The 25,603-nt window shown below is 62.8% G+C and carries 26 protein-coding genes and 1 tRNA gene; 7 read left to right on the top strand and 20 right to left on the bottom strand.

The window, feature by feature from the left end; genetic code table 11:
* Positions 1-39: 39 nt before the first annotated feature.
* From J1M86_RS24935 to J1M86_RS24920, 4 genes are all read right to left on the bottom strand, one after another.
* Complete coding sequence (locus tag J1M86_RS24935; RefSeq protein WP_206511777.1) at positions 40-1,770, bottom strand: ABC transporter ATP-binding protein; 1,731 nt, start codon at positions 1,768-1,770, stop codon at positions 40-42.
* A gap of 83 nt (positions 1,771-1,853) precedes the next feature.
* Complete coding sequence (locus J1M86_RS24930; RefSeq protein WP_206511776.1) at positions 1,854-4,184, bottom strand: MMPL family transporter; 2,331 nt, start codon at positions 4,182-4,184, stop codon at positions 1,854-1,856.
* Positions 4,185-4,187: 3 nt separating this feature from the next.
* Positions 4,188-4,829: a TetR family transcriptional regulator gene (locus J1M86_RS24925; protein WP_083667529.1), complete on the bottom strand. Its 642-nt coding sequence runs from the start codon at positions 4,827-4,829 to the stop codon at positions 4,188-4,190.
* An 87-nt stretch (positions 4,830-4,916) separates the two neighbouring features.
* Entirely contained in the window at positions 4,917-5,378 is a 462-nt protein-coding gene (locus J1M86_RS24920) for an Rrf2 family transcriptional regulator (protein WP_206511775.1), read from the bottom strand.
* Between the two features lie 79 nt (positions 5,379-5,457).
* On the opposite strand from J1M86_RS24920, the gene J1M86_RS24915 reads away from it, so the two are divergent.
* Positions 5,458-6,366, top strand: a complete 909-nt coding sequence (locus J1M86_RS24915) for a sterol desaturase family protein (protein WP_206511774.1) — start codon at positions 5,458-5,460, stop codon at positions 6,364-6,366.
* Here the strand turns inward: J1M86_RS24915 and J1M86_RS24910 are convergent.
* Positions 6,347-7,039, bottom strand: a complete 693-nt coding sequence (locus tag J1M86_RS24910; protein WP_075838602.1) for a YceI family protein — start codon at positions 7,037-7,039, stop codon at positions 6,347-6,349. The two genes, J1M86_RS24915 and J1M86_RS24910, sit on opposite strands and share 20 nt — an antisense overlap.
* A 136-nt stretch (positions 7,040-7,175) precedes the next feature.
* On the opposite strand from J1M86_RS24910, the gene J1M86_RS24905 reads away from it, so the two are divergent.
* Genes J1M86_RS24905 through J1M86_RS24890 form a run of 4 tightly spaced genes read left to right on the top strand, consistent with a single transcriptional unit; the run spans position 7,176 to position 10,255 of the window.
* Positions 7,176-7,862: a hypothetical protein gene (locus J1M86_RS24905; RefSeq protein WP_269418808.1), complete on the top strand. Its 687-nt coding sequence runs from the start codon at positions 7,176-7,178 to the stop codon at positions 7,860-7,862.
* The gene (locus J1M86_RS24900; RefSeq protein ID WP_206511773.1) at positions 7,859-8,347 is read left to right on the top strand and encodes an RDD family protein; all 489 of its coding nucleotides are present in this window, start codon (positions 7,859-7,861) and stop codon (positions 8,345-8,347) included. Before J1M86_RS24905 ends, J1M86_RS24900 begins: the two co-directional genes overlap by 4 nt.
* Positions 8,348-8,351: 4 nt before the next feature.
* Positions 8,352-9,356 carry a PHP domain-containing protein gene (locus tag J1M86_RS24895; RefSeq protein ID WP_206511772.1) on the top strand — a complete coding sequence of 335 codons (1,005 nt, stop codon included), beginning with the start codon at positions 8,352-8,354 and terminating at the stop codon, positions 9,354-9,356.
* Complete coding sequence (locus tag J1M86_RS24890) at positions 9,353-10,255, top strand: alpha/beta fold hydrolase (protein WP_307786742.1); 903 nt, start codon at positions 9,353-9,355, stop codon at positions 10,253-10,255. The genes J1M86_RS24895 and J1M86_RS24890 overlap by 4 nt, the downstream gene beginning before the upstream one ends.
* A gap of 95 nt (positions 10,256-10,350) precedes the next feature.
* Here the strand turns inward: J1M86_RS24890 and J1M86_RS24885 are convergent, their stop codons facing one another.
* From J1M86_RS24885 to J1M86_RS24830, 12 genes are all read right to left on the bottom strand, one after another.
* On the bottom strand, positions 10,351-11,331 hold the full coding sequence (locus J1M86_RS24885) for a HEAT repeat domain-containing protein (RefSeq protein WP_206511771.1): 981 nt from the start codon (positions 11,329-11,331) through the stop codon (positions 10,351-10,353).
* An 8-nt stretch (positions 11,332-11,339) separates the two neighbouring features.
* Entirely contained in the window at positions 11,340-11,954 is a 615-nt protein-coding gene (locus J1M86_RS24880; protein ID WP_206511770.1) for a HEAT repeat domain-containing protein, read from the bottom strand.
* 318 nt (positions 11,955-12,272) lie between these two features.
* Entirely contained in the window at positions 12,273-13,742 is a 1,470-nt protein-coding gene (locus J1M86_RS24875) for an MFS transporter (protein WP_206511769.1), read from the bottom strand.
* A 39-nt stretch (positions 13,743-13,781) separates the two neighbouring features.
* Positions 13,782-14,204 carry an AAA family ATPase gene (locus J1M86_RS24870; protein WP_206511768.1) on the bottom strand — a complete coding sequence of 141 codons (423 nt, stop codon included), beginning with the start codon at positions 14,202-14,204 and terminating at the stop codon, positions 13,782-13,784.
* The gene (locus J1M86_RS27060) at positions 14,204-14,803 is read right to left on the bottom strand and encodes an AAA family ATPase (RefSeq protein WP_206511767.1); all 600 of its coding nucleotides are present in this window, start codon (positions 14,801-14,803) and stop codon (positions 14,204-14,206) included. Before J1M86_RS27060 ends, J1M86_RS24870 begins: the two co-directional genes overlap by 1 nt.
* Positions 14,804-14,889: 86 nt before the next feature.
* Complete coding sequence (locus J1M86_RS24860) at positions 14,890-15,981, bottom strand: LLM class flavin-dependent oxidoreductase (RefSeq protein WP_206511766.1); 1,092 nt, start codon at positions 15,979-15,981, stop codon at positions 14,890-14,892.
* A gap of 371 nt (positions 15,982-16,352) precedes the next feature.
* On the bottom strand, positions 16,353-17,198 hold the full coding sequence (locus J1M86_RS24855) for a helix-turn-helix transcriptional regulator (RefSeq protein WP_206511765.1): 846 nt from the start codon (positions 17,196-17,198) through the stop codon (positions 16,353-16,355).
* Between the two features lie 220 nt (positions 17,199-17,418).
* The gene (locus tag J1M86_RS24850) at positions 17,419-18,216 is read right to left on the bottom strand and encodes a hypothetical protein (RefSeq protein WP_206511764.1); all 798 of its coding nucleotides are present in this window, start codon (positions 18,214-18,216) and stop codon (positions 17,419-17,421) included.
* A gap of 196 nt (positions 18,217-18,412) precedes the next feature.
* Positions 18,413-18,503: transfer RNA gene (locus J1M86_RS24845), tRNA-Ser, on the bottom strand.
* A gap of 57 nt (positions 18,504-18,560) precedes the next feature.
* Positions 18,561-18,758, bottom strand: coding sequence for a CsbD family protein (locus J1M86_RS24840; protein ID WP_075838593.1), 198 nt, complete (start codon positions 18,756-18,758; stop codon positions 18,561-18,563).
* A 91-nt stretch (positions 18,759-18,849) separates the two neighbouring features.
* Entirely contained in the window at positions 18,850-19,302 is a 453-nt protein-coding gene (locus J1M86_RS24835; protein WP_075838592.1) for a nucleoside deaminase, read from the bottom strand.
* 8 nt (positions 19,303-19,310) lie between these two features.
* Complete coding sequence (locus J1M86_RS24830) at positions 19,311-19,874, bottom strand: tRNA adenosine deaminase-associated protein (RefSeq protein ID WP_075838591.1); 564 nt, start codon at positions 19,872-19,874, stop codon at positions 19,311-19,313.
* A 74-nt stretch (positions 19,875-19,948) separates the two neighbouring features.
* On the opposite strand from J1M86_RS24830, the gene J1M86_RS24825 reads away from it, so the two are divergent.
* Positions 19,949-20,935 (top strand): prephenate dehydrogenase, encoded by a 987-nt coding sequence (locus tag J1M86_RS24825; protein ID WP_206511783.1) that lies wholly within the window; start codon positions 19,949-19,951, stop codon positions 20,933-20,935.
* Here J1M86_RS24825 and J1M86_RS24820 read toward each other — a convergent pair.
* Positions 20,908-21,423, bottom strand: a complete 516-nt coding sequence (locus J1M86_RS24820; protein ID WP_139318032.1) for a putative glycolipid-binding domain-containing protein — start codon at positions 21,421-21,423, stop codon at positions 20,908-20,910. The two genes, J1M86_RS24825 and J1M86_RS24820, sit on opposite strands and share 28 nt — an antisense overlap.
* 190 nt (positions 21,424-21,613) lie before the next feature.
* Between J1M86_RS24820 and J1M86_RS24815 the strand changes: the two genes are divergently transcribed.
* Positions 21,614-21,937 carry a hypothetical protein gene (locus tag J1M86_RS24815; RefSeq protein WP_075838590.1) on the top strand — a complete coding sequence of 108 codons (324 nt, stop codon included), beginning with the start codon at positions 21,614-21,616 and terminating at the stop codon, positions 21,935-21,937.
* Positions 21,938-21,965: 28 nt separating this feature from the next.
* Here J1M86_RS24815 and J1M86_RS24810 read toward each other — a convergent pair whose 3' ends face one another.
* Together J1M86_RS24810 and J1M86_RS24805 are read right to left on the bottom strand one after the other, a co-directional pair.
* Positions 21,966-23,750 carry an ABC transporter ATP-binding protein gene (locus J1M86_RS24810; RefSeq protein WP_206511763.1) on the bottom strand — a complete coding sequence of 595 codons (1,785 nt, stop codon included), beginning with the start codon at positions 23,748-23,750 and terminating at the stop codon, positions 21,966-21,968.
* Positions 23,743-25,530, bottom strand: coding sequence for an ABC transporter ATP-binding protein (locus J1M86_RS24805; protein WP_206511762.1), 1,788 nt, complete (start codon positions 25,528-25,530; stop codon positions 23,743-23,745). Before J1M86_RS24805 ends, J1M86_RS24810 begins: the two co-directional genes overlap by 8 nt.
* Between the last annotated feature and the right edge of the window lie 73 nt (positions 25,531-25,603).

Genomic DNA, 25,603 nt, shown 5'->3' with positions numbered 1-25,603 from the left:
GTCCGGGGGCGCCCTGGGTGGGCGAGGCTACGGGGCGCGTCACGCTACTGCCACCGCATGCTGGGAGTCGACGATTTCGGCGTACGTCGGGCAGGTGGCGATCAGGTCCTCGTGCTTACCCAGTCCGACGGGCTTGCCGTCGTCGAGGACGAGGATCTGGTCGGCGTCGACGATCGTCGAGACACGTTGAGCGACAACGATCATGCAGGCATCTTTCATCACGGGCGCGAGCGCGGCTCGCAGTCTGCGGTCGGTGGTGAGGTCGAGTGCGGAGAACGAATCGTCGAACAGGTAGATGCTGGGCCGTCGCACCAGCGCCCGAGCGATCGCCAGCCGTTGCCGCTGGCCACCGGAGACGGTGGTGCCCCCTTGAGAGACGGCAGTCTCGAGCCCGTCGGGCATCTTCCGTACGAAATCCGCACCCTGGGCTATCTCGAGCGCGTCCCACAGTTCCTCGTCGGTGGCATCGCTCTTGCCGTACCGCAGGTTGGAGGCGATGGTTCCCGAGAACAGGAAGGGCTTCTGTGGGATCAGACCGATCTCGGCGCGCAGGGCGTCGAGATCGAGATCGCGTATGTCAGTTCCGCCGACGATCACCTTGCCCGCGGTGACGTCGATCAGGCGCGGAATCAGGTTCACCAGCGTCGACTTTCCCGATCCGGTGCCGCCGATGACGGCGGTGACCTTGCCCGGTTCGGCGCGAAAATTGACGCCGGAGAGGACTGGGAATTCCGCACCCGGGTAAGAGAATTCGGCGTCGCGCAGCTCCACGATGCCCGGCGAGGTCGCGAACGGCTTCGGCTCTGTCGGCAGGACCACCGAGGATTCGGTGGCGAGTACCTCGCTGATGCGGTCGGCGCACACCGAGGCGCGCGGGACCATCATCGCGATGAACGAGGCCATCATCACCGACATGAGAATGAGCATGATGTAGCTGAGCAGCGCCGAGAGCGCACCGATCTCCATGGTGCCCTCGTTGATGGCATGGCCACCGAACCAGATGACCGCAACACTGGTGACGTTGCTGATCACCATCACGACCGGGAACATCAGGGCCATGAGGCGGCCGACATGCAGAGCAGCTGAGGTCAGCGAATCGTTCGCAACGGCGAAGCGGTCGATCTCGAAGCGCTCGCGCACGAAGGCACGGACGACGCGGATGCCGGTGATCTGTTCGCGTAGAACGCGGTTGACGGCGTCGATGCGTACCTGCATCGCCCGGAATCCCGGCACCATACGTGCCACGATGAGCCCCATCGACAGGGCAAGACCGGGGACGGCGATCAGCAGAATCCAGGACAGCCCCAGATCCTCGCGGAGCGCCATCACGACGCCTCCGATGCACATGATCGGCGCCATCACCACGATGGTGAAGCCCATGACGATCAGCAACTGCACCTGCTGAACGTCGTTGGTGTTTCGGGTGATCAGCGAAGGCGCACCGAACCGGCCGACTTCGCGCGCCGAGAAGGTTCCGACGCGGTGAAGAATCGCCTTGCGAAGATCCCGGCCTGCCCCCATTGCCGATTTGGCGCCCAACAGCACCGCCGAGACCGAGCACACGATCTGCACGAGAGAGACGACGAGCATCCACGCGCCGGTGGAGAGGATGTAACCGGTGTCGCCCCGTACTACCCCGTTGTCGATGATGTCGGCGTTGAGGCTCGGCAGGTACAGGGCGGCGCCGGTGGCCACGAACTGCAGCGCGATGAGGCCTGCGATCGCGCGTTTGTACGGTGCCAGATATGTCTTCAGCAGCGGGATCAGCATGATGGCCGAAGATTACTCGTACACATGACTCACAGTCTCCACGTTTCTCGGTACGAACTCGAGTCCTCGGCCATCACGCCAGGTCACACGGTTGCGGGTTGCGCTGGGTCGGCGTCCGGTTCTCCCTTGGGAGCGGCCTTCTGCAGCTTCGCACCTTCGATGTCGACGTCCGGCAGGATCCTGTCGATCCATTTCGGCAGCCACCAGGCCTTGTCGCCGAGCAGAGCCATCACCGACGGAATGATGACCATTCGGACGATGAAGGCGTCGAAGAACACAGCCGCGGCAAGCGCGAACCCGATCGACTTGATGAACGAGTCCGGTTCGGCCATGAACGCTGCGAAGACGGACATCATGATGACCGCAGCCGAGGTAACCACGCGGGCCCCGTACTTGAAGCCGTTGACCACGGCCTCTTTGGCCGGTGCGCCGTGCACGAACTCCTCGCGCATGCGGGAGACCAGGAACACTTGGTAGTCCATCGCCAGGCCGAACACCACACCGATGAGGAAGATCGGCATGAAGCTGACGATCGGCTGCGGGTTACTGATCAACCCGAGCCCACCTTCCTGGAAGATGAACACCGTTGCGCCGAAGGTGGCGAGCACGCTCAGCAGGAAGCCGAGCGTCGCCGTCAATGGCACGAGGATCGAGCGGAACACCAGCATCAGCAGTAGGAACGCGAGTCCGACGACGACGGCGAGGTACGGCACGAGCGCGTCCTGCAGTCGTTCCGAGACGTCGAGTTCGAGCGCTGTCTGACCGGTGACTCCGTAGGTGACGCCGTCGGTCTCGGCAAAGCCCGGTTCGGCGGCCCGAAGATTGGCGACCAAGTCCTTCGTGGTGTCACTGTTGGGCGTACTCGCTGGGGTGACGAGTATCTGAGCGGTATCGCCCGCTTCGTTCACAGCAATGATCTGCGCGTTGGTGACGTCGTCTTCCTCGTAGATCGAGTCGACGAGGCGACCGAAGCCGGCCTCGCGATCATCGTCGGCGAGGCCGGTGGCATCGGCGATGACCAGCAGCGGTCCGTTCCTACCAGGCCCGAACCCGTCTTCGATGAGGTCGTATGCCTGACGCGCCGGGGTGGACGGGTCGGCGGTGGCAGTGCTCGGCAGCGCCAACGACAGCCCGGTGACGGGACCAGCGATGACTGCCAGCAGCACGACGCCGGCGATGAGACCGACCGCGGGACGCTTGACCAGTGCGCGAGCCCACCGCAGGCCGTTCGTCGGCGGTGCGTTGGGGTCTTCTGGATCGGTGGTGTTGACGAACTTGATCTTCCCGGCGAACGCCTTGCCCTTGAACAGCCCGAGCATGGCCGGCAGGAAGGTCAGTGCGATGAGCACGGCGATCAAGACGGCAAGACCAGCCGCGTAGCCCATCTGGGACAGGAACGGAATTCCGACGACGCGCAGCGCCACCAGGGCGATGATGACGGTGGCACCGGCGAACACGACTGCGGACCCGGCGGTGCCGACCGCACGACCGACTGCTTCTTCTCGGTTGTCGGTCAACGACAGTTCGTGCCGGTAGCGCGCGAGAATGAACAGGGAGTAGTCGATGGCGACAGCGAGACCGATCATGACAGCGAGGATCGGTGTGAATGACGTCAGGCTCGCGAATCCCGATGCGGTGGTGATCGTCAGGCTGGAAATGCCGATGCCGACGATGGCAGTGATCAGCGGCAGACCAGCTGCGACCGCGGAACCGAACATGATCAGAAGTACAACGGCGGCAACAGCGAGACCGACGAGCTCGGACGTGCCGCCCGGCGGAGATCCATCCTGGGCGACGGTGCCACCGATGGCCACTGTCAGTCCTGCATCGCGGGCGGGCGCGGCGGCGTCGTCGAGCTCGGTGCGCAGTTCGTCGGTGACGTCGGCGAGGTCGCCGCTGATCGGAACGTCGATGATGCCGATGTTGCCGTTCGGGGAGAGCGGCGAGAGAGCCGCAGCGTTGGCAGCTGCGACGTCGGGGGCGGTGCCGGCCTCTGTCGCCTTTTCGTTGTACTGCTCGACGATGGACTCGTTGCCGGCCACCGGGTTGGCGAGCGGCTTTTCGCCACCGGGCTTCACCGACGGATTTACCTCGTCGATCTTGTCGATTTCGGCGATCGTTGCGTCGATCGCGGCTGTGTAGGCGGGCGTGTCGAGGCTTTCACCCTCGGGAGCGGCGAAGACGTATTGAGCCGAGACGGCATTGAGTGGATCCTCGGCGCTACCGAAACGTTCGCTCTGCAGGTCGAGGGCCGCCTGCGCTGGCGTGCCGGGGATGGAGAACGAGTTGGCGGTCGGGCCGGAGAGGGTCGCTGCTCCGACGCCTGCCAGGACCAGGATCGTCAGCCACGTGGCGAGGACGATTCCTTTTCGCCGGTAGGCGAGTTTTCCGATTCGATACAGATAGGTGGCCACGGGTCAGCTCCTGAAGTTGTTTCTCGGTGCGCGCGGGTCCGGGAGTCCGGCCTGCAGTTGATCGAATGCGTCCTCGACGAGCTCTTTGGGTGAAAGGTCTCCTTCTGGGTGGTTGGACCAGATGGTCAGAGCAGTTGTGATGGCGTTGCCCACCACTACCTGCAGGAGGTTCGGGTAGAGGTCTCGGTCGATGTCGGTGCCGGTGCGCTCGGCAATCGCCTCGCCGAGAACTCGGGTCAGTGAGTGGTGAACCTCGAGTTTGCGAGCCATGACGCCCGGGTTGGCCTCGACCAACTGGGCGACGGCGAAAGTCTCGGCCAGGTCGCGGTGGGGGTCGGTGACGATGGACAGTGCGACGTGTCGCAGTGACGCCCAGATGGGCTCGTCGGCCGGCCTTTCCCGCAGCATGTCGAACCACTCGAGGGCGGATGCCTCGATGTGGTGCAGGACTGCTTCTTCCTTGTTGGCGAAATAGTTGTGGAAGGTACGGGTGGAGACGCCTGCCGCCGCAGCGATGGCGTCGGCGGTGACCGCATCCAGTCCCCTGTCCTTGGCGAGCGTGACAGCCGCCAGGCCGAGCGCATCACGGGTGGCGGCCTTCTTCTGATCACGAAGGCCGGAGGGGGGAACGGTCACGCATCCCACGGTACTGATCTTGCAGAGTTCTGCAATATTGCGTGAATGCGCATCATTGTAGATTGCGTCACAGTGCTGGCTACGTGGTAATGCGTGTCATAGCTGGCGACGTGCCCACGCCGACGGGTCGGCTGTCAGTTCGAGCACGAACGCGGGCACATCATCGGCGACGATATCGGCCAGCGAGACCTTCTCGAGCACCTCACGCATGTTCACCCGTACTGCCAGCCACACCAGCTGCAACTGTTTCGCCGGCGCCGAGTACTCCACATCCTCCGGACGCTGCCCACGCACCGACGCCAGCGGACCTTCGACGGCTCGAATGACGTCGGCTATGGAAATGTCGGCGGCAGGACGAGCCAGCCAGTAGCCACCGTCGGGCCCGCGCCGACTGCGAACCAGCTCGGTTCTGCGCAGATCCGCCAACACCGACTCGAGGAACTTGCGCGAGACCCCCATCGCGGACGCCAGCGCCTCCGCCTTCCCCGCAGCCCCGTCGGCGGCCGCCAGCTGGAGCAGCGTCCGTACGGCGTAGTCCGCTTTGGCGCTGATGTGCACTTCGGTGTCCTTTCTGCAACGCCACGACCCGAAGCCGCGTTACAATTGCGAAGCAAGTGTCACGCAAAGGAGCGGTCGGATGTTCGATTGGGTCGATTCTGCCTGGAACTCACTTCCGGAACCGCTACGCGATCCCGTTGCCCTCGCGATCCCCGCATTCGTGGTGCTCCTCGCTATCGAGTGGTGTGCTGCGGCACGCCTGGAAGACGGCGAACCTGGGAGCTACAAGGCCTCGGACGCCCGGGCCAGCCTCGGCATGGGAGTGGTGTCGATAGCCACGACAACAGCCTGGAAGACACTGGCCCTGTTCGGTTACGCAGCGCTGTACGCCTACGTCGCGCCGTGGCAACTGCCCGCGGACGCCTGGTACACCTGGGTGATCCTCATCCTCGGCGTCGACTTTCTGTTCTACGCCTATCACCGCATCGCGCACCGAACCCGCATCATCTGGGCAACGCATCAGGCTCACCATTCGAGCGAGTACTTCAACTTCAGCACCGCCCTGCGTCAGAAGTGGAACAACAGCGGCGAGATCGTCATGTGGCTTCCCCTGCCCCTCCTCGGAGTGCCGCCGTGGATGGTGTTCGTCGGGTTCTCCATCAACCTCGTCTATCAGTTCTGGGTCCACACCGAGCGAATCGGCACACTCCCCCGACCGATCGAGTTCGTGTTCAACACTCCCTCGCACCACCGCGTCCACCACGGGCGTGATCCGCAGTACCTGGACAAGAACTACGGCGGGATGCTCATCATCTGGGACCGCATGTTCGGCACGTACGCCGACGAGGTCTCCCGTCCCCACTACGGCCTCACCAAGCCGGTGAACACGTACAACATCTGGACTCTCCAGACACACGAATACCGCTCCATCGCAAGGGATGTAGCGGCATCGCGGTCATGGAAGGATCGGCTCGGGTTCGTCCTCGGACCACCGGGGTGGACGCCGAACGAGTCGAGGACGAAGGAAGCTACTCCGAGTTCAAATTGATCAGGAAGTCGACCGATCCCGAATCCTCGACCGTGACGAATCCCAGCGACGGTGGTTCGATTCCGAAGTCGGCCCAGGTGGTGGGAATGCTGCCCGACGCGATCAGCGTGTCACCGGACTGCAGCACCTCCATCTCGACGGAGACCGGACGAGACTGATCCTTGAGCGTCAACGTCCCCTCGGCCGTCACCGTCGTCGTGGTTCCGTCGTCGGGAATCGATGACAGGTCGACGGGCGAGTCGAACGCGAACGTCGCCGTCGGATAGGTCGCGGTCTCGAAGATATTGCCCCGGAACTGGCCGTCGCGGCGGTCATTGTCGGTGGTGATCGAGTCTGTCGTGACGAGAACCTCGCCCGCGGTGACGGTGTCGTTCTCGATCGTCACCTCGCCGCTCACATCGGTGGTCGATCCGACCACCGTCACATCGGCTCCGTTGAGAACCTCGTCGACGGTGTATCCCGCCGCTGTTGTGTTGGCCTCATCGCCCGGCACGATGGTCCAGGTCCCGTCGATGTCGTCGGTCGTCGCGGCCTGCGCACCGGATGTCGACACGGTCGCCGCGGGGGCGTCGGATTCGGCGATGAACTTTCCGTAGGCCCACGGACCTACCGTTACACCAAGTGCGACAAGAACAACGACGATTGCGCCGACTATCCACCATTTCTTTGTCATGGCCGCCAATGCTAGTTGCACCTTCAACACGAGTGAAGATGCTGCGCCTGGCAACTTCCTGAGAGATTTGTCCGGGTCGGTCGGCGCGCGGGACGACTTGATTGTCGGTACAGATCGCATAGGAAGTGGAATGCTCGTGACAGTCGAACGAGGTGGTGACACGATGCCGGAAGACGCACGCCTGGTGCATCTCGCTATCGGCACGGCGGTGACGGCCGGAGCCGCGGCCCGTGGGGCTCTCCGGCTCATGACCCGACTGCCCGGAATGTCGGGCCCGATCGACACGATCGCCCGGCGAGGCGAACGCACCGTAGTTGCCGCAACCGTCGTCGCCGACGCGCTCCTCCGTGCGACCGTCGTCAAAATTGTTGCAGCCGCATTGGACGAGATCGACTTGACGCGGCTCATCCGCGAAAATGTCGACATCGACGCCATCATCGAAGGCGTCGACCTGGACCGAGCCGTCGCACAGGTGGATCTCGACAAGGCTGTGGCGCGAGTGGACTTGGATGCGGCCGTAGCCCGGGTGGACCTCGACAAAGCGGTGGCACGGGTCGACATCGAAGCGGTGGTCGACGGGGTGGATCTGGACCGACAAGTGTCCAGAGTCGACCTCGATGCGGCGATCGGACGCGTCGACCTGATTGCTCTCGCGAACTTCGTCATCGACGGCGTCGATCTGCCGGAAATCATCAGGGAGTCGACCGGATCGCTCTCCGCCGAGGCAGTGCGAGGCGTTCGCAGCCAAGGCATGCAGGCCGACGATGCAGTGACGCAGTTCGTGGGCCGACTTTTCGGGCGTGACGGCGGGCCGAGCACATGACGCATCCGCATCCTCGGATCGAGGAGTTGCGTCCGGCCGGAATCGTCACTCGAGGCGTAGCCGCGGTGATCGATCTCGCAGTCGTTGGCGCGCTGATGGGTTCGGTGTACATCGGATCGGTGTTTGTGCAGTTGCTCTTCGATCCGCAGTCGTTCAGCTTCCAGACTCCGGCGGTGTTCATGTCGGTGTCGGTGCTCGTCATCATCTCGATCGCATATTTGACGACCTGTTGGGCAACGACCGGTCGCACGGTCGGCGCAATTCTGATGGGGGTCCGCCTTGTCTCCCCGCGCCACGGGGTGCTCCGGTGGCCGCTCGCCTTGCTGCGGGCAGTGCTCTGTGTGTTGTTCGCATTCGGGCTGTTGTGGGTGGCCGTCGACCGCAGGAGAAGATCGTTGCAGGACATCGTGCTCCGGACATCAGTGGTGTATGACTGGCAACCCAACGCCGGGTTGATCGACCCACATACCGCTATTGGACACTAGTGACATGGACCCGGTCGAAGCCCTCCGCGAGATCGCCTACTGGCTCGAGCGCTCGCGTGCCGACACCCACCGCGTCAAGGCGTATCGCAGGGCAGCCGAGGTGGTCGAATCTCTTTCCGCAACAGAACGATCGGAGCGCGCACGCACTGACACATGGTCTGCGCTCCCGGGCATCGGCGCGAAAACCTCGCTCGTCATCCGCCAGGCCGTAGCCGGTGGCGTCCCCGAATACCTCGCCGAGAGGCGCGCCGAGGCGCAACCGATCGGGGACAACGATCTCCGATCGGCTCTCAAAGGCGACCTGCACACACACTCGAACTGGTCCGACGGTGGCAGCCCCATCGAAGAGATGATGCGGACCGCCGCCCGCCTCGGCCACGAGTACTGCGCGCTCACCGACCACTCCCCCCGGTTGACGGTAGCCAACGGTCTCACCGCGGAGCGGCTTCGCCGTCAACTGGACGTCGTTGCCGCACTCAACATCGAACTGGCGCCGTTCCGCATCCTCACCGGCATCGAAGTCGACATCCTCGACGACGGGAGCCTCGATCAGGACGAGGATCTGCTCGCGCAGCTCGACATCGTCGTGGCCAGTGTGCATTCGAACCTCCGAGCCGATTCCGAAACGATGACGCGGAGGATGGTCAATGCTGTGGCCAATCCGCACGTCGATGTACTCGGCCACTGCACCGGCCGACTCGTGCAAGGTGGCCGCGGTACCCGCTCGGAATCGACCTTCGATGCCGACGTCGTGTTCGAGGGCTGCGTGCAGTACGGCACCGCCGTCGAAATAAATGCCCGACCGGAGCGTCAGGACCCGCCGAAACGGCTGATCGACATCGCCCTCGAACGCGGTTGTCTGTTCGCCATCGACACCGACGCGCACGCTCCCGGTCAGCTCGACTGGCAGGGCTACGGATGTGTACGCGCGGAGGACCGCGGCGTGCCTGCCGAGCGCGTCGTCAACACCTGGGCCGTCGACGACCTTCTCGCCTGGGCTGCCGCGTGAAATTTGGCCGTACCGCAGCCCTGTTCATGACCCTGATCACCCTCGTCGGATGCAGCACGGCCGCAGGAGTTTCCACGCTCCCTGTCGAACCGCCGCTGCCACTCACCCTTGTGCCGGTACCGTCCGCCACCCCGATCCGGCTCGTCTACGGCCCCGACGTCGACAACGTCGGCGAGCTGTACCTGCCGGACAACGACGCCGATGCCGTCCCCGTGGTGGTGATGGTGCACGGCGGCGGATGGCTTTCGGAGCCCGACATGACCCACTTCCGGCCCCTCGCGGAGGCCGTCGCCGAACGCGGGATAGCCGTGTGGAACATCGAATATCGACGCGAACGCAACGACTACAAAGACACCCTCACCGACATCGACAACGCCATCGACATCCTCGCGACCACCGCCCAGGAAGCAGCGGGCGGGCGGCTCGATCTCGACCGCGTTCAGGTTGCCGGACACTCGGCCGGCGGACAGCTCGCAGCCTGGGCCGCCAGTAGACATTCGCTGCCCGCCTCGGCTCCGTGGGCGCAACCACGAGTCAAACCCCGCAACGCGACGATCATGGCCGGGGTCTTCGACATGGCCCGCGCAGCACGCAGCGAGGGCGACAGATTCGTTCCCCGCTTCCTCGGGGGCATGCCGGACGACATTCCCGAGCGCTACGCCCTCGCCTCACCCATCCGACATCTGCCTACGGATGTCGCCATCACTGCCATCCACGGCGACACCGACAAGACAGTATCCGCGGGTCAGAGTCTGGACTACGTCGAAGCTGCCCGGTTGGCCGGCGACCGGGCGGAATCGATCATCCTGCCGGGCGTCGGGCACGGTGACTTCCTCGACCCCCGCTCGATCGCTTGGTCGACCACCATCGACACCATCACCGCGCACGCCGAATCCTAGCGCCGCTGCTGACACGACCTCGCACCCTTTTTGCCGAGTGCGCACCCGCGCTCAGGTCCGAGAGCGGGTGCTAGCCCAGCAGAAACGGTGCGAGCTCAGGAGTGCAAGCGGCGACCGAGGATGTACTGCGCCGTGAGCGCAACCGACCGGTCCTCGTCGTGAGCGAGAGCGGTGAGCGCCCGAGTCGCTGCAGCTCCCGGGATGTCCGCGAGGCCCTGCGTCACGCGTAGACGTGATTGGCTTTCGACAGCTCGTTCGACCAGCCGCGAGACGATCCCATCCGCAGTCTCACCGCTCGCCAGCCCACCGAGCGCATCTGCCGCATCGACATCGTTGGTGCCCGCGATGACCATGTCGATCAAAGTCGGGATTGCATCGACGACGCCCCGCGCCCCGAGCGCCAGCGCCGCGCAGCGCCGAACAACATCGTCAGCACTCGCCAGTGCGTCGTGTAGCACCGCGGTGGCGTCCTCGTGCGGGATCTCGGCGATAGTCTCGACGGCACGGCGTCGCACCTGCGGGTCCGGCGAGTCGAGGCCCTGACGCAGCAGCGCCAACCCGTCCCCATCCGACTGAGCCAACGCCCACCGCAGCGCGCCGGCGACGTTGGGTGCGGGCTCCCGCAACACCGCCTCCGCGAGCGCATCCGGCGCCAGGCCAGTCGAGAACAACGCCGCCGACTGACGTTTGCCGGCGCTCACCGACCCCAGGTCCTGCAGCAGAGCGACGACGCTCAGCACGTCCTCCCAGTCGGCGGGGTCGGCGTCGCCCACTCGGCGCAATCTGGTCAGCAACTCAGTCTCCCTGCGCAGACGCTCTTCCGTCTGGCGGATCAACTCGTCGACGAGTCCCGAGGTCGCGAAGCCGGGGTCGTCGAGCGCGCGTCCGATATCACGCAACGACAACCCCAGCGATCGCAATGACTCGACGTGGAAGATTCGACGGATGTCTGCGTCCGAATACTCCCGGTAGCCGGTACCGCTGCGCCCCGACGGCCGAACCAGCCCGAGGGCGTCGTAATGCCGGAGCATGCGGGCACTGACACCCGATCGCCGAGCCACGTCACCGATCAACATCCCTGTATCTAACTATCTTGTCCGAGGGCGCTGACGCGCTTGGCCATCTCGATATCCAATTCGAATCCCGCGTCAGGATCTCGGAGCAACCTCTCGGTGGCGATGGCATGAGCTCGGGCACGCACATTCCGATGAGGCCCTCGCAGCACCGGCTCGATCACATCCCCCAGCGCGAGGAGTGCCCGGCTGAGGCTCAGTTGCATTTCACGCGAGCCGCGCCCCAGCTGCGTCGACAGCATCGTGGCCAATGGCAGTCGCTGAGCTTGCGGAACCAGAACAACCGCGGCCCGCCAGGCGCTCCGCGCGACCTCGTCGTCGGGATCGGACAACAGGTCGGGCGTGATCACTGGCCAGGAGTTCGGACCCTTGATCTTGGACAGCGTGTGCAGCGCCTGACTGCGGGCCTGGTTGTTGCCGGACTGGACCTGCTCGACCAGGCGCGGAACCGTCAGAGATTCGGGGTGTCGCATCAACGCCCACGTGAGCGTTTCGCGGACGTTGAAGTCCGGTTCGACGGCGCAGCGCTCGAGCAGTTCACCGATGTACGACGGATCAGGATCGGTCCCGATCGCGAGGGCAGCGCGCAGTCGGGCCGAGGGGTTGCTGTGCTGGAGTGAGGTCATGCGATCGAGCCAAGCCCTTGCCACAGTGTGAAGGTCAAGGTCGAGTTCGCACTTGTGCAGGCCGGACCGCGCCGAATGCCTGCACAAGTGCGAACTCGACAGCGAAGCAGGCACCAAAAAAAACTCCCCACCCGCATGAAGATCGAAGAGCCCCACTATCGTCGGCGGTCATTTCGCTGACGTCGTGTTCGGAAAAGTGGTCACGGTCGAAGGGAAGTACACATGGGTTCCTATTGAGACTGGCTAGAAGTTGATCTGTGCCCTCAATGCACCTGGAGCGGTACATGCCACAGATACATTGAGGGCGTATAGCCAGAACTATCGGGGTTGCACACCTTCTGATTCAGTTTCTACGGTGTCGAGCGAGCCCGCGGCGTCAGCACCGTTGACGGGCTCCGCTGGCGGTCGTTGCCGAAAATTCAATGTGACGAGAACAGTGACGGCGATCCCGATCGCGATAGCCCAGTACGCAACGGTCGTTTCGTGCATCACCGTGTTGCCGTCCCCACCGGAGTTCACGGACGTGGCGATGGCTATCAGCACTGCCAATCCCACAGCCCCGCCAATTTGCTGACCAGTTGTCGCAATTCCGGACCCGATTCCTTGATCTGCGGCTTCGACTCCTGTGGTGGCAGCGACGAACATCGTCGTGAAGACAACACCTTGTGCGACGGACAACACGACAAGCGCGGGCGCAATTGCCAAATAGCTCGATGTCGGACCGGCCACTAGAGCGAGCACAGCCGTACCAGCCGCTCCAACGGCAAGTGCTCCAACAAGAGTCGACCGCACACCAAACTTCGTGGACAACTTTCCACCCAGCACTGTACCTATCAGGACACTTGCTGACGGCAGTACGAATGCCAGGCCGGTCGTCCACGCGCTGTAGCCAAGTACTCCCTGCCAGTACCGTGTGAGGAAGTATGCCAATGCACCAAACGTGGCCATGAATGAAAAGGTAATCAGGGTGCCCGTCGAGAGGTTTCGGTTACGGAAGAGCCTCAAAGGCAGCATCGGTGCCGATGACCGAGCCTCCACCGCTATGAAGACGCCCAGGAGCAGCACTGCGACGGCAGCAGTTGTGAGTACAAACGACGAGGTCCAACCCCGGGCAGGAGCCTCGACCAACGCAAAGACCAGCAATGTGACACCAGCGGTGCCTGTTACCGCACCTGGAAGGTCGATCTTCCCACGCGCGGAAGGCGGATCGGCGGGGATGAGGACCCAGGCTGCTATCACACCGGCTCCGGCCAACAGAACGTTGACAAAGAAGACCGCAGGCCACCCGAAGGCGTCCGTGAGCACGCCTCCCAAGATCGAGCCCAGAACCATGCCTGACCCGCCCGCGGCGCCCCAGATCGACAGAGCCTGGTTGCGCTCAGCGCCCTCCTTGAACAGCGCCATGACGAGCGACAATGTCGCGGGTGCCAAGAACGCGCCGCCCAAGCCCTGGACAGCTCGTGCAACTACCAGTATCCAAGGTTCGGTAGCCAGACCACCGACGAGAGATGAGATCGCGTAGAGCGCCATTCCGACGATGAACATCCGTTTGCGACCGAACAGGTCTGTGGCACGACCGCCGAGCATGAGGAATCCACCGAATGCCACGGCGTATGCGGAGACCACCCATTGCAGGTTGTATTCGGAGAAGCCGAGACCGGACCCAATTTCTGGGAGCGAAACGAAAACAATGTTGTAGTCGATTGCGATAATCATCTGCGCAAATGCCAGCAGCGCCAGTACCGCACCGAGGCTCTTCAATTGGGTCGATTTAGCGTTGGTACTCATTTAATACTCCCTAGTCTGAAATCTAGCAGAAAAGCGGCATTAGTAGCGAAATGCGTACGATATTTGGCGTATGAGCGACTTCTTTCTCTGCGCTTCATGAAACCGTGCGTCTTCTTTCAGATCATCGAGGTCCGCTTTGACGCGTCGCTCTGCCTCCGCAATCGCATCTGGGATTGGCACCACTACCGGCAAGCCGAAAAGCTCGATGATCTTCTCTATTCGATCTGGGATCGGACCACCGACAACCCTGTACGGTATATCCATCCGATCGAGCGCTTCAATCAGCAAGTCGTCGGAAAGGCGACGAAATTCCTCCGACACAGGCCGATGTCCATCGGCTTCCATGTCAAACTCGACAGGCAGGTGGACATACGCATCATAGATTCGCTTCGCTCGATCCCTGGTTATGTCTCCGAGTGCGTCTGTATACCGCTGGTAAAAACGCTTGACCGGCAGGCCCATTATTTTCTTGACAGTTCTGAACCACCCGAGATCGCAATTTTGAGGTTCGGATTGTCGGACATGGACGGGTATCCGGGTCTTGAAACCTCGTCTAGTAGAAGCTTGTCAGATTTGATCCGAAACTCTTCATCGATCGGCCGATTGTCGTCCCGTAGTGGATATTCAATGGGGAGATGGAACAATATTTCGTAAGAGCCTTCAGCATGGACTTTTACGGCTTCTAGATGCGCGGAATTTATGTCCAGAAGACTCTCGGCATTTCCCGTGAGGGTCGACGGATCGACGAAGTTCTCGTCACTGGGATAAGATCCCCACCGCAGGCGGGTCTCAGTGTATGCCCAATCATGGAAAACTGCCCCGTCAGAAATAAATCCATGCTGATGGGATGACTCGGTCCGTAATCGGTCAGCAAACCGGAGAGTTGACGCTTGAATTAGATACGGCGGCGTCCATTCGTGGACTGACTGAAAGTTATGCGCCCCAGCTGGCCACATCTTTGCCATCGGCAAGACAGTTGAATCAATTGCATCTCCTAGTGCAGCTGCGAGCGATGTCTTGCCCGACCCGTATGCGCCGATCAATCCTATTCGAGTCACCATGTAGAGATAATCGACTGTCGCGGCGGCCTGTTCCAGTGCGCAGGTGTCATGGTGGTGGTACCAACACGAAGCTACATCCCGTCACCTCACGTTGGCATCCGTGCTGCTCGCCGATTGACTGACTCCATCCCGCGTTGAGTATTGCTATTCAGGTGAGGGGCTACCTCAGTGGCAAGCAACTCGTAGCTCCGTTTCGTTGCTTCCCATGGTGCCCAGTTCACGGCATATGCCAGGAACGTACCGAATCCGCCCGATCTGCCCTCAAGATCTTTGATGGCGTTCGATGCATCCTCGGGCGATCCAACAATGGCGCGGCCAGCGTCGACCATCGCCTCGAGCCTGTGCTCATCGTCGACCCCCTGCATACCGATGTCGCTTCCCACGCCATGCTCCCAGTAGTTGTGAAGCCAACGACCAAAGCCGTACCGAGCCTCTGCGAACGCTTGTTTTCGTGTTTCGGCAATATGAACTGGAACAGCAATTCGCCAGTTGGATCTTGACGACGGCTGCGCACTCGCGTTTGCGGAATCCTCGAGGATTTGCCACTGCCGTGCAAGGTCAACGTCTGGCCAGCCGGGTGGAGGCGCGCCAAAGGAGAGAAGCCCCAGTCCATGCCTTCCTGCCGTTTCTGGCCCATTAGGTGAAACGCTCGATATAGCCAGCTCAATCCCCAACGGGCTGTAGCGTGGCATCTGCATTTTCGCATCGTGCAGCTCGAACCATGACGTCTCGAGACTGACATAATCGTCACCATTAATCAGCTCCATGATCGCGGGGAGCGCCTCATTGAGGCGTGGCTTCAAATCAGCCATCGCGATTCCGAGCATCTCTGCATCCATGGGCGTCGCCCCAGGGCCCACACCCAAAATGTAGCGGCCGCGGGTCAAGTGATCTAAGGCGATAGCCCGGGTAGCGATGTGAAACGGGTGGTGGAATGGAACAGTTACAACACCGCTGGCCAGGCGGATCTGGCTCGTGACCGCGGCACAGGCCGCAATTAACGTCTCCGGCGCTCCAGAGAGCGGCCAGCCCAACGAGTGGTGTTCGCCGAACCAGCACTCATCGAAATTGAGTTCGTCAAGATGCTTCACCAGAGCGACATCACGACGGAGTGCGAGATGTGGGTCGGTAGTAGGGTCGTGAAGCGGCGACAGAAATACGCCCAGCCGAGAATGCACTACAAAGCCCCTTACTTGTTGAGGATGGATTAGGCTCGGTATAGAAATGAACCAACTCGGTTGCGAGCAATGGCCACGGTCTCGCGCAATTGTGGACCACCAACGTCTCGCAGCGTGCTTGGTATGAGCCAGAAGACTTGCCCTGCTAATAAATCACGAATGCGCGCGAAGTAACCAGAGTCTGAGTAACGTAGGCCTGACAGCAACAGGGAAGCCCGGCACTTGAATATGGCCATGAACGACGGCGTATTGAGAGAAACGGAGCTAGGGATACGAACAGGAAATATGCCGAATTTGGACGGAGTTCTTTAGCTTCACATGAATTCAGAAAGACGCACTTACCTCACGGCCAGAGCCCATGAGTAGTGCCGTTAGGAATCGAGACGGGCAAGCCGCCGAAGGGCATAGTCAGTATTGCTGCCGACCTGTGGATGAAAGAGCGTGATTCTAATTGCAACACGATCGGGAAAGTTGAGTGTTGCCCAGTGCAACGGCAGTTCGCCGACGGACGGATGAATTAGTAGCTCATCACCACATGCATCTTCGCGAACCTCGTGCTTGACCCACAATGTTGCAAATCGCTCACTGCTAAGGCTGAGTTGACTGATGACGTCCCGTAGCTGCTTATCATCCGGGTAGTACGCGACTTGGTTCCTGAAACGTGCCACAATTTCATGATCTTTTTGTTCCACGTTTGCGTAGAGAGCGCGATGCCGCGTATCCGTGAAATGGTGAACCAAGAAATTATGGGAACCACTGTCGAGGTTGAACAACCGCACCGCCGACACGTTTGCCACAATGACGTTCCATGTCCGATCAGTGATAAAGGCAGGGTTGTGGCCCCAGTTATCTACAAAGGGCTGAAAAACTTGTCGGTCGAAGTCGACCGACGGAGTTGAGTGCTTTGCTTCGAGGCCGGCGAGCCTTCTGACATACAGGCGTTCGTTCTCATCTAGCCGGAGGACACGAGCAATGGAGTCCAGCACTTCGCCGCTTACATTCTCAGCTCGACCTTGCTCGATCCACGTGTACCAAGAGACGCCGACGCCAGCGAGGAGCGCAACCTCTTCACGTCGCAATCCGGTTGCCCGACGCCTTCCGGACATGATGAGACCCACGTCGCGAGGAGTGAGTGAAGCGCGGCTTGCCGTCAAGAACTTACCGAGCTCCATGAGCTCAGCAGGTACTGCGGTCCGCCCTTGTTGCAGCTCTGTCATCACGGCCCCCTTGTGCGACGTGCGTGTCCGTTATGATCCCACAGACTCAGCTGCGACTGGTGGCGGATCATGTGGCTTTGGCAACACTGCCCGCCGTGGCCCGCGCTCGCATCCGCGAAGTCTGGTGCGTTCACAGAGTCGTTGTCAGCCCGTCATCAGGGATCTGGTGCCGGCCGGTACCATCCAGGCGCGGCACATTCGCATGGAACGTCATGCACTCCTACGTTTCGCGATACCCGAGCCGCTCGTAGTACTCGACGTCGCTACTCATCGCGGACATTACGTAGGCGTCCATTGCCGACCATGCCCCTAGGCGACACGGCTCTATGAGTTCGGACGTTTCCCATGCCGTCAAGTCAGGCGTGCTGACATCCACAGCGACGCCGCGCGAGCCCTCGCGAACAACGACCACCAAGTTGTCGAGAGACGGACGCCTATCTTCAGGCAACGTTTGGAGATGTTCATCGACGTAATCGAACTCGGGCACCTCTGGCGATACGAAGTCCGCTGAAATCGCCCGGAGGCGATCTGACAGCAGAATTCCGCCGAATTTGGCGCGAAATCCATCGTGCACGTGGGTGTGAAACCGACGAAAGTCCTCCGAGAGTCGGGGCCAGAACTCCGGAAATTGGCTGGTCCCGGCCGGAAGATACCCAAAGCATGCGTCGAACGGCAAAGGCGACGCGTTCCGACGAATGGCGTACACGAGAACGACACAGGTCGGGTCGTCCTGGTGCGGGAGTACACGGGCGAGAAAGACACCGAGGCCACGGTCACGAAGATTGGCAACTGTTCCGGGGAATCGCCCCGGCAACGCGTCTTCCCACATCTTGAGCGCCCGGTCAATTGCTCGAGTGCCGTCGAGTTCGGCGATCGCCAGCCACGCCGGAGGCAACGAGCGACGCTCGTCATCCGTCAGGTCACCAAGATCCACGAGGTCGAGCCGCTCGAACGGATTTCGCCTGGTGATGTATTCCTCGAAGTCGCCGCGCTGCGTCACCATGCTTCCCTTCGTCACTGGCCATCTTGCGGTACCACCTCCGACAAATCCAAGGTCGCCCACGATACGTACGCGGATCTTGTCGACACGGACCTAGACGTTGTACGCCAGGAATGGCGCGTACTCACCCGAGAATGTGGTCACGAGAGCGCGCAACGAACAAGATCGACGCACAAAAAAGCTCCCCACCCGCATGAAGCAGGTGGGGAGTTTTTGGCGGTGGCGGAGGGATTTGAACCCTCGGACGGGGGTTACCCGTCACACGCTTTCGAGGCGTGCTCCTTAGGCCGCTCGGACACGCCACCGCGAAAAACTGTACCGCAGTGGCGCCCAGACGTTAAATCGCCTGGTAAGCGTCCAAATCAGTTGCCGGTCAGCTTGTCCTTGATGTTGCCGGCGGCATCCTTGACCTTCTCGGCGCCGTCCTTGACTGCAGACGAGACCTGATCACCCTTGCCCTCGGCTTTGAGGTCCTCGTTGCCCGTTGCCGACCCGGCGGCTTCCTTCGCCTTGCCGCCCAAGTCTTCGGTCTTGTTCGAGATCTTGTCATCGAGTCCCATGGAAACCTCCCGAGAGTTCGTGTATCGGACGCAAGTGCGCCCCCGTACTTCCGAGTAGTACCCGCCTCGTTTTCGAGCAAACCTGAGAGTTTCATGAGCGATGCGAGGCGAAGAACTCTCGCAGCACGGCGCTGCACTCGTGTTCGAGGATTCCACCGCGTACCTCGGGCCGGTGCGCCAACCGCCGATCCCGGACGACATCCCACAGCGAGCCGACGGCGCCCGTCTTGGGCTCCCAGGCACCGAAGACCACCCGGGCAATCCGCGCCGAGACCAGCGCGCCCGCGCACATCGTGCACGGCTCGAGTGTCACAGCGAGGACGCACCCTTCCAGACGCCAACCATCACCGTGCACCCGCGCTGCCGCTCGTAGGGCAAGCACCTCGGCATGAGCCGTCGGATCGCCGGTGGCCTCGCGTGCGTTCGCGGCCCGAGCCAGCTCACGGCCGTCGGAATCGAAGACGACAGCGCCGACGGGTACATCGAGTTCGGACGCCTCCTCCGCGGCCGCCAGAGCGGCGCGGACGAGCTCCTCGTCCTGCACGCGTGGCCCTAGCGGGGAAGTTTGTCGAGGACCGCCGACAACTCGTCAGGAAAGCCGAGTCGCTGAGCGATCGACCCGAGTTGCTCGTCGGGGTAGAGATCTGTCTCGGCGACGATGATGCCCATCACGGCCTCGGGCAATCCGAGGTCGGCGAGCAATGCCATATCGCCCTCCGGCCACGGCTCGATGTCGTCGAGTTCATCGGCGTCGAAATCCGGCACCTCGACGTTGAGTCGGTCGAGAACATCCGCGGCGATGTCGTACTCACCTGCAAGGCTGGCGTCGGAAAGCAGGAGACGAGTGCCCGACGGCGCTGGCCGCAGCACCACGAAGAACTCGTCGTCGACATCGAGGAGGCCGAACACCGCACCAGAACTGCGCATCTCACGCAGCTCCGTCTCGGCTGCGGACAACGACGCCAACGCCTTCGTAGGTAGCGGCGTCACCGTCCACTTGCCGTCTTCACGGACAACTGCGACACCGAAGCCCTCGAGATCGTCGAAATCGTCGAGGTCGGGGCCGTCGAAATTCTTCGCCTTGGCGGAGTTGTTGCTCCCGCGCTGTGCTGCCATGCGCGCAACGGTAGTCGCCGTACGGCCCCAAAATGAAGTCCACTGCCTTCACCAACCGAAACACCTGTGCGCGGATGCTCACGGCAGTGTGCAAACCTGATCTCGTGACTACTGCTCCGGTTTGTGTACTCGGGCTCGGGCTGATCGGCGGATCGGTACTCCGAGCAGCTGTACGTGCTGGTAGAACGGCATGGGGGTACAACCGCTCGGCCGATGCCATCGCAGGATCCGCCGAGGCCGGGTTCGACACCGGTACCGATTTGGCCGCTGCACTGATCCGCGCCGCCGATACCGACGCGCTCATCGTCATCGCAGTGCCGATGCCCGCGGTCGATTCGATTCTCGACGCCATCGGTGAGTACGCCCCCGACAATCGGATCACCGACGTCGTCAGCGTCAAGGCAGAAGTGGCCGATGCGGTCGCCCGGCACGGTCTGTCGCCGCGGTACGTCGGGGGCCATCCGATGGCAGGCACGAACTTCTCCGGGTGGTCCGCCGCCGATCCTGACCTGTTCGTCGGCGCCGTCTGGGTGGTGGGCGCCGACGACGACGCCGACCCCGACGTGTGGCGTTCGGTGGCCTCACTCGCGCTCGATTGCGGATCGGTGGTGGTACCCGTCGAGAGCCGCGAACACGACAGAGCCGTGGCGCGCATCTCGCATCTACCGCACCTGCTGGCCGAAACGCTCGCGATCGTGGGCGCGTCGGGCAGCCCGCTCGCGCTGGGTCTCGCCGCCGGCTCGTTCCGGGACGGAACGCGGGTCGCGTCCTCCTCGCCCGATCTGGTGCGCGCAATGTGTGAGGGCAACGCCGAGGCTCTCACCGAGGCGCTCGACGATGCGCTGCTGCTGCTGCGCAGAGCCCGCGAGGAACTGGCCGACGAAACGTCGACGCGGACGCTCGTGACGGAGGGCCACCGGGCGCGCACCCGATACGAGGAGCACGAGCGCTTCGACATCACCGATGTGACGCCGGGTGATCCCGGCTGGCTCGCGGACCTACGTGCCGCCGGAAGAAGAGGCGGGGTAATCCGTCAGATTCGCGTGGCGAGCCCCGGGTAGTCGAGCACGAACCCTTCGGAATCCACCGTCACCGAGGAGCTGGACACCGGGGAGAGCACGTGAATGCCGTCGGGTCCGCTGCTGTAGGTCAGCGAGGATTCTTGGATGCTCAGGTCCAGCAGGTTGACGTACACGACGGGGACCTGGGTGTCGATCGAGTCGGTGTGCAATCCCAAGCGCCGGATGGGCAGGGTGTTGAAGAACGGACTGAGCACCACATCGACATCGAGCGCGCCGTTGTAGGTGGCCCGTTGGTGGTTGGACGAGTTCTCGATCATCCAGTAGCCCTCTTCGTCGCGGCTCACCGAGGCTTGCTTCTCTCCTGCTGCCATCGACGTGCGCATCGAGAGCCGACGTGTGATGCCGTTCTCGTCGGTCACGAGGTCGTAGGACGCACTGAATGCCGGGTGCTCCGCACACGCCGCACCGATGATCCGACCGGCCGCTTTGATGCGGTTGCCGTTGAGCTGGACACGGACCGATTCCATTCGGGGGGCCTCGTGCGCGCGCCAGGTCAGCACCGCTGGCCACGCGCGTACGGCCTGCGTCGACGCTGTTGGGTCAGTCGCGGGTGCGTTTTCTACGCCCGATATTGGAGTGGTCACCTGACTACGGTAAGCGACAGACGGGTACTCAGATCAAGCGGTGGTGACTTTAGTCCCACTACTGTGGGGTCCCGTGACAGCAGGTGGCTTCGACTTCGCGCACTCCGAGCAGGCGGCCAAGAGTCGACAGGACAAGGCGACGGCCCTTGCGCGCTACATCTGGGACCGCGGGATAGACGGCGGCGAACTCCTCGGGCTGTCCGACGCCGCCCGCCGCAAACTGGCGCGCGCCGCTGACATCCACCCGCCCAGCACCATGGAGACCTGGACGATCACCGCCGAACTGCTCGACACCAAGAATGCGTGGGCTGTGGCGAACCCCGATCACCCGTCTGCCACGCCGCAGCACACCGACGAGAAGATCATGTGGGTGAAGCCGCCGATCAAGCCCTGGTGATGCGGCTCCGCCGCCCGTGCGTGCATAGTTACCTTCCGCGGTCACTACGCGCGCACGGGCGCAGGGTGTCCTCGGCAATCACCCCGTCGTCCATCACGAGCACTCGGTCGGCGATCGCGATGGTGGAGAGTCGGTGCGCGATGATCACCGCGGTCCGGCCCTCCAGAATCGTCTCCAAGGCTTGCTGGACCAGTCGTTCGCCGGGGATGTCCAGGCTCGAGGTCGCCTCGTCCAGCACGATCACCGCGGGCGCGGCGAGGAACACCCGCGCGAACGCGACGAGCTGGCGTTGCCCCGAAGACAGCCGTCCACCGCGTTTGCGCACGTCGGTATCTATCCCGTCGGGCAGGGTCGCGATAAACTCCGTCATTCCGACGGCATCGGCTGCGGCCATGATCTCGGCGTCCGTCGCCGACGGCTTGCCGAGCCGAATGTTGTCGGCGATGGACCCGGAGAACAGAAACGCCTCCTGCGTGACCATGACGATGTGCTCGCGCATGTTCTCGTCACCGAGCTCGCGCAAGTCGACGCCGTCGAGCCGGACAGTCCCCTCCGTCGGGTCGTAGAACCGAGCGAGAAGCTTCGCCAGCGTCGACTTGCCCGCACCGGTTGCACCCACCATTGCCACCACCTGCCCCGCCGGGATGTGCAACGAGAATTTCGGGAGTACGACGCGATCCTCGTCGTAGGCGAAACGCACGTTCTCGAAGTCGATGTCACCGCGGGCGCTGCGCAGCACGACCGGCTCGTCGGGCGCTCGGACCGACGGCTCCTCCTCGAGTACCCCGGAGATCTTCTCGAGCGCAGCGGCAGCCGACTGGTAGGCGTTGAACACCTGCGCGAGTTCATCCAGCGGGCCGTAGAACCGTCGCAGGTACAGCACGTACGCCGCGAGGACGCCGATCTCCATGTGGCCGTTGATGACCCGATAGCTACCGAACACCAGGATGATCGCAAGTGTGAGGTTGCCGATCCACCGAACGATGCCGGTGTAGCTCGCCATTCCGCGCAGGGCGGCGGTGGTCGCATCGCGATACTCGGTGTCGTCGACCGCGAGGATGGCGTCGTTTCGCTTCTCACGCCGGAAGACCTGAACAGCGCGGATGCCGCCCATCGATTCGACGAAGTGCACCACCACCTTGGCGATCGCCACGCGGGTTCGGCGGTAGCCGGTACGTTGCCGACGTTGCGACCATCGCGTCACCAGCACCAGGGGCACGAATCCCGCGAGCACAACGAGCGCAAGGGGAGCATCGAGGTACACCAGGATCACGGCGATGGAGACGATCGACAGAATCGCCGTCAACGCGTCGTTCAACGCGCTCTCGAGAAGCGTCTGCAGCGATTCGACATCGCTGGTCAACCTCGAGATCAGGCGACCCGAGGTGTACTTCTCATGGAAGGACAAGCTCAACCGCTGCGCGTGTTCGAAAACTCGCTTGCGCAGGTCGAACAGGATCGCCTGACTGAGGCGGCCCGAGACCATCAGGAACGTGTACGTCGTGATTGCGCCGAGCAGCCCGAAAGCGATGTAGCCGAACACTGCCCACGCCAGCGGCGACCAGTTTCCGTCGATTGCCGCGGTCACACCGTGGTCGACGGCGTAGGCAATGAACAGCGGCCCGGCGACGTACGCGATGTTATCGACGAGGATGATCGCCAACGCGAGCAACGCCTGCTTTCGATGCGGGCGAACCAGTGAGGCAAGAAGTCGACGCGAGCGGCCGGCGAGCACGAGATTGCCGATTCGGTCGACGTTCGACTCCTCGTTCCCGGTTCCGCGCCAGTCGGTTTCGGTACTCTGCTCAGTCATCGATCGACCCCATCACGTAGCGGTACTTCGACGAGGTCGCCAGCAGGCGTTCGTGCGGGCCCTGTTCCACGATCGTTCCGTTCTCGAGATGAAGCACTCTGTCTGCCAGTGCCGCGGTGGACGGCCGATGCGCGACCAGCAGAGTTGTCGAGTGCGTCAGAACTCGCCGCAGATTGTCGTGAACGACGGCCTCGGTGTGCACATCGAGCGCCGAGAGCGGGTCGTCGAGCACCAGGATGCGCGGCTTGCCCAGCACGGCACGCGCGAGAGCGAGTCGCTGACGCTGCCCACCGGACAAGCTCATGCCCTGCTCACCGATCCGTGTGCTCAGTCCCCACGGCAGACGTTCGACGAACTCGCGGGCACAGGCGATATCGAGTGCTTGATCGATATCGGCGTCGGACGCACCCGGACGACCGAGCGCGATGTTCTCGCGGACACTTGCCGAAAACAGCACCGGATCCTCGAACGCCACCGACACCGTCGACCGCAGATCCGACAGAGCCACCGTTGCGATGTCGATTCCGTCGATCGTGATCGAACCGGATGTGACGTCGTAGAGCCTCGGCACCAGATTGGTCACCGCGGTCTTTCCACTACCGGTCACCCCGACCAGCGCGACGATCTCGCCTGGATCGACGCGGAAGTCGACGCCCCTCAGCAGTGGCGAGGCGTCGGGAAACGCGAATCCGACGTCGTGGAACTCGAGCACACCCCGCGGGTTTCGCGGGACCGGCACCGGCCGAACGGGATCGGTGATCGTTTCCGGGGTGTCCATGATCTCCCAGTAGCGATCGGCCGCCGTCCGCGCATTGTTCAGCTCCGCCAGTAGGAAGCCGAAAGATTCGATGGGCCAGAGCAGGAACGCGACGATGGCCATTGCCGCGACGAGCATGCCGACCGTCATGGTGCCCTCGACGATGGCGTACGCGCCGTAGGCCAGCATGGCGCCGATCCCGACGGGCGGTATCCCGACGATGAGCGTCCACAGGATCGCCAGGTAGCGGACCTTCTTCATTTCCGTCCCGCGCAGGGTCGCGGCTTCGCGGATGAATCTGTGGCCCAGATGTGCGCTACGCCCGAACGCCTTCAGCACACGTATGCCCTGGACCGATTCCTCGACGGTGGTGGTGACATCGCCGGCCTGATCCTGCGCGTCACGGGCCACGACGCGGTAGAGCGCTTCGAAGCGGGCGCAGACGATCACCAGCGGCACGGCCGTCACCGCCAGGATCGTGCCGAGCTGCCACGACTGAACGAACAGCACGCCGAGTCCGACCACCAATGTGACGGCGTTGACGAGAAGGAACGGGCCGATGAAGGCGACAAATCTCCGCAACGACGAGAGATCTGCGATGGCGCGGGAGAGCAGCTGACCGGATTCCCAGCCCTCGTGCGCCGAGACCGAAAGCCGTTGCAGCTTGTCGAAGACTGCGGCGCGGGCCGATATCTCGAACTGACTCGACGGCCCTGCCACGAGGTGGCGGCGAGCCCAGATTCCGAGCGCATCGACGGTGCCCAGGAACAACACCAGTGCGGCGGGCCACCACACGCCGGCGAAGTTGCTCGCGGCGATGGGGCCGTCGATCACCTGCTGCATCACCAGCGGGATGGCCAGACCGGTGAGCGTGGCGATCAAGGCGAGAACGATCGACGCGGTGAACTGCCACCGGTAGGGCGCGATGAAGGGGAGGAATCGGGCCAACGAACTCGGCGGGGTGGTCTGCGGGTTCGGCTCCTCGCGAGTGGTCTTGCGAAATTCGAGCACACCCGTCGACACGAGATTCTCCTTCACTGCTGGCGAGTGAATGGTTTCACTCCTCAGCTCTTGCGCCAACCGATTTTCTCGCTGA

Source organism: Rhodococcus sp. KRD197, assembly GCF_017168235.1.
Lineage (GTDB): Bacteria > Actinomycetota > Actinomycetes > Mycobacteriales > Mycobacteriaceae > Rhodococcoides.
Note: the sequence above shows the minus strand (reverse complement) of the source record. Positions and strands in the feature narration are given on the sequence as shown.

What these genes read in the sequence shown, in the direction of transcription:
- J1M86_RS24830 (WP_075838591.1), bottom strand. Translation starts at nt 19,874, where the DNA reads ATGGCAGCACAGCGCGGGAGCAACAACTCCGCCAAGGCGAAGAATTTC.
- J1M86_RS24895 (WP_206511772.1), top strand. Translation starts at nt 8,352, where the DNA reads ATGGACCCGGTCGAAGCCCTCCGCGAGATCGCCTACTGGCTCGAGCGC.
- J1M86_RS24935 (WP_206511777.1), bottom strand. Translation starts at nt 1,770, where the DNA reads ATGCTGATCCCGCTGCTGAAGACATATCTGGCACCGTACAAACGCGCG.
- J1M86_RS24855 (WP_206511765.1), bottom strand. Translation starts at nt 17,198, where the DNA reads ATGACAGAGCTGCAACAAGGGCGGACCGCAGTACCTGCTGAGCTCATG.
- J1M86_RS24820 (WP_139318032.1), bottom strand. Translation starts at nt 21,423, where the DNA reads ATGGAATCGGTCCGTGTCCAGCTCAACGGCAACCGCATCAAAGCGGCC.
- J1M86_RS24840 (WP_075838593.1), bottom strand. Translation starts at nt 18,758, where the DNA reads ATGGGACTCGATGACAAGATCTCGAACAAGACCGAAGACTTGGGCGGC.
- J1M86_RS24915 (WP_206511774.1), top strand. Translation starts at nt 5,458, where the DNA reads ATGTTCGATTGGGTCGATTCTGCCTGGAACTCACTTCCGGAACCGCTA.
- J1M86_RS24825 (WP_206511783.1), top strand. Translation starts at nt 19,949, where the DNA reads ATGCTCACGGCAGTGTGCAAACCTGATCTCGTGACTACTGCTCCGGTT.
- J1M86_RS24810 (WP_206511763.1), bottom strand. Translation starts at nt 23,750, where the DNA reads ATGACTGAGCAGAGTACCGAAACCGACTGGCGCGGAACCGGGAACGAG.
- J1M86_RS24875 (WP_206511769.1), bottom strand. Translation starts at nt 13,742, where the DNA reads ATGAGTACCAACGCTAAATCGACCCAATTGAAGAGCCTCGGTGCGGTA.
- J1M86_RS27060 (WP_206511767.1), bottom strand. Translation starts at nt 14,803, where the DNA reads ATGGTGACTCGAATAGGATTGATCGGCGCATACGGGTCGGGCAAGACA.
- J1M86_RS24900 (WP_206511773.1), top strand. Translation starts at nt 7,859, where the DNA reads ATGACGCATCCGCATCCTCGGATCGAGGAGTTGCGTCCGGCCGGAATC.
- J1M86_RS24885 (WP_206511771.1), bottom strand. Translation starts at nt 11,331, where the DNA reads ATGTTGATCGGTGACGTGGCTCGGCGATCGGGTGTCAGTGCCCGCATG.
- J1M86_RS24910 (WP_075838602.1), bottom strand. Translation starts at nt 7,039, where the DNA reads ATGACAAAGAAATGGTGGATAGTCGGCGCAATCGTCGTTGTTCTTGTC.
- J1M86_RS24880 (WP_206511770.1), bottom strand. Translation starts at nt 11,954, where the DNA reads ATGACCTCACTCCAGCACAGCAACCCCTCGGCCCGACTGCGCGCTGCC.
- J1M86_RS24870 (WP_206511768.1), bottom strand. Translation starts at nt 14,204, where the DNA reads ATGGGCCTGCCGGTCAAGCGTTTTTACCAGCGGTATACAGACGCACTC.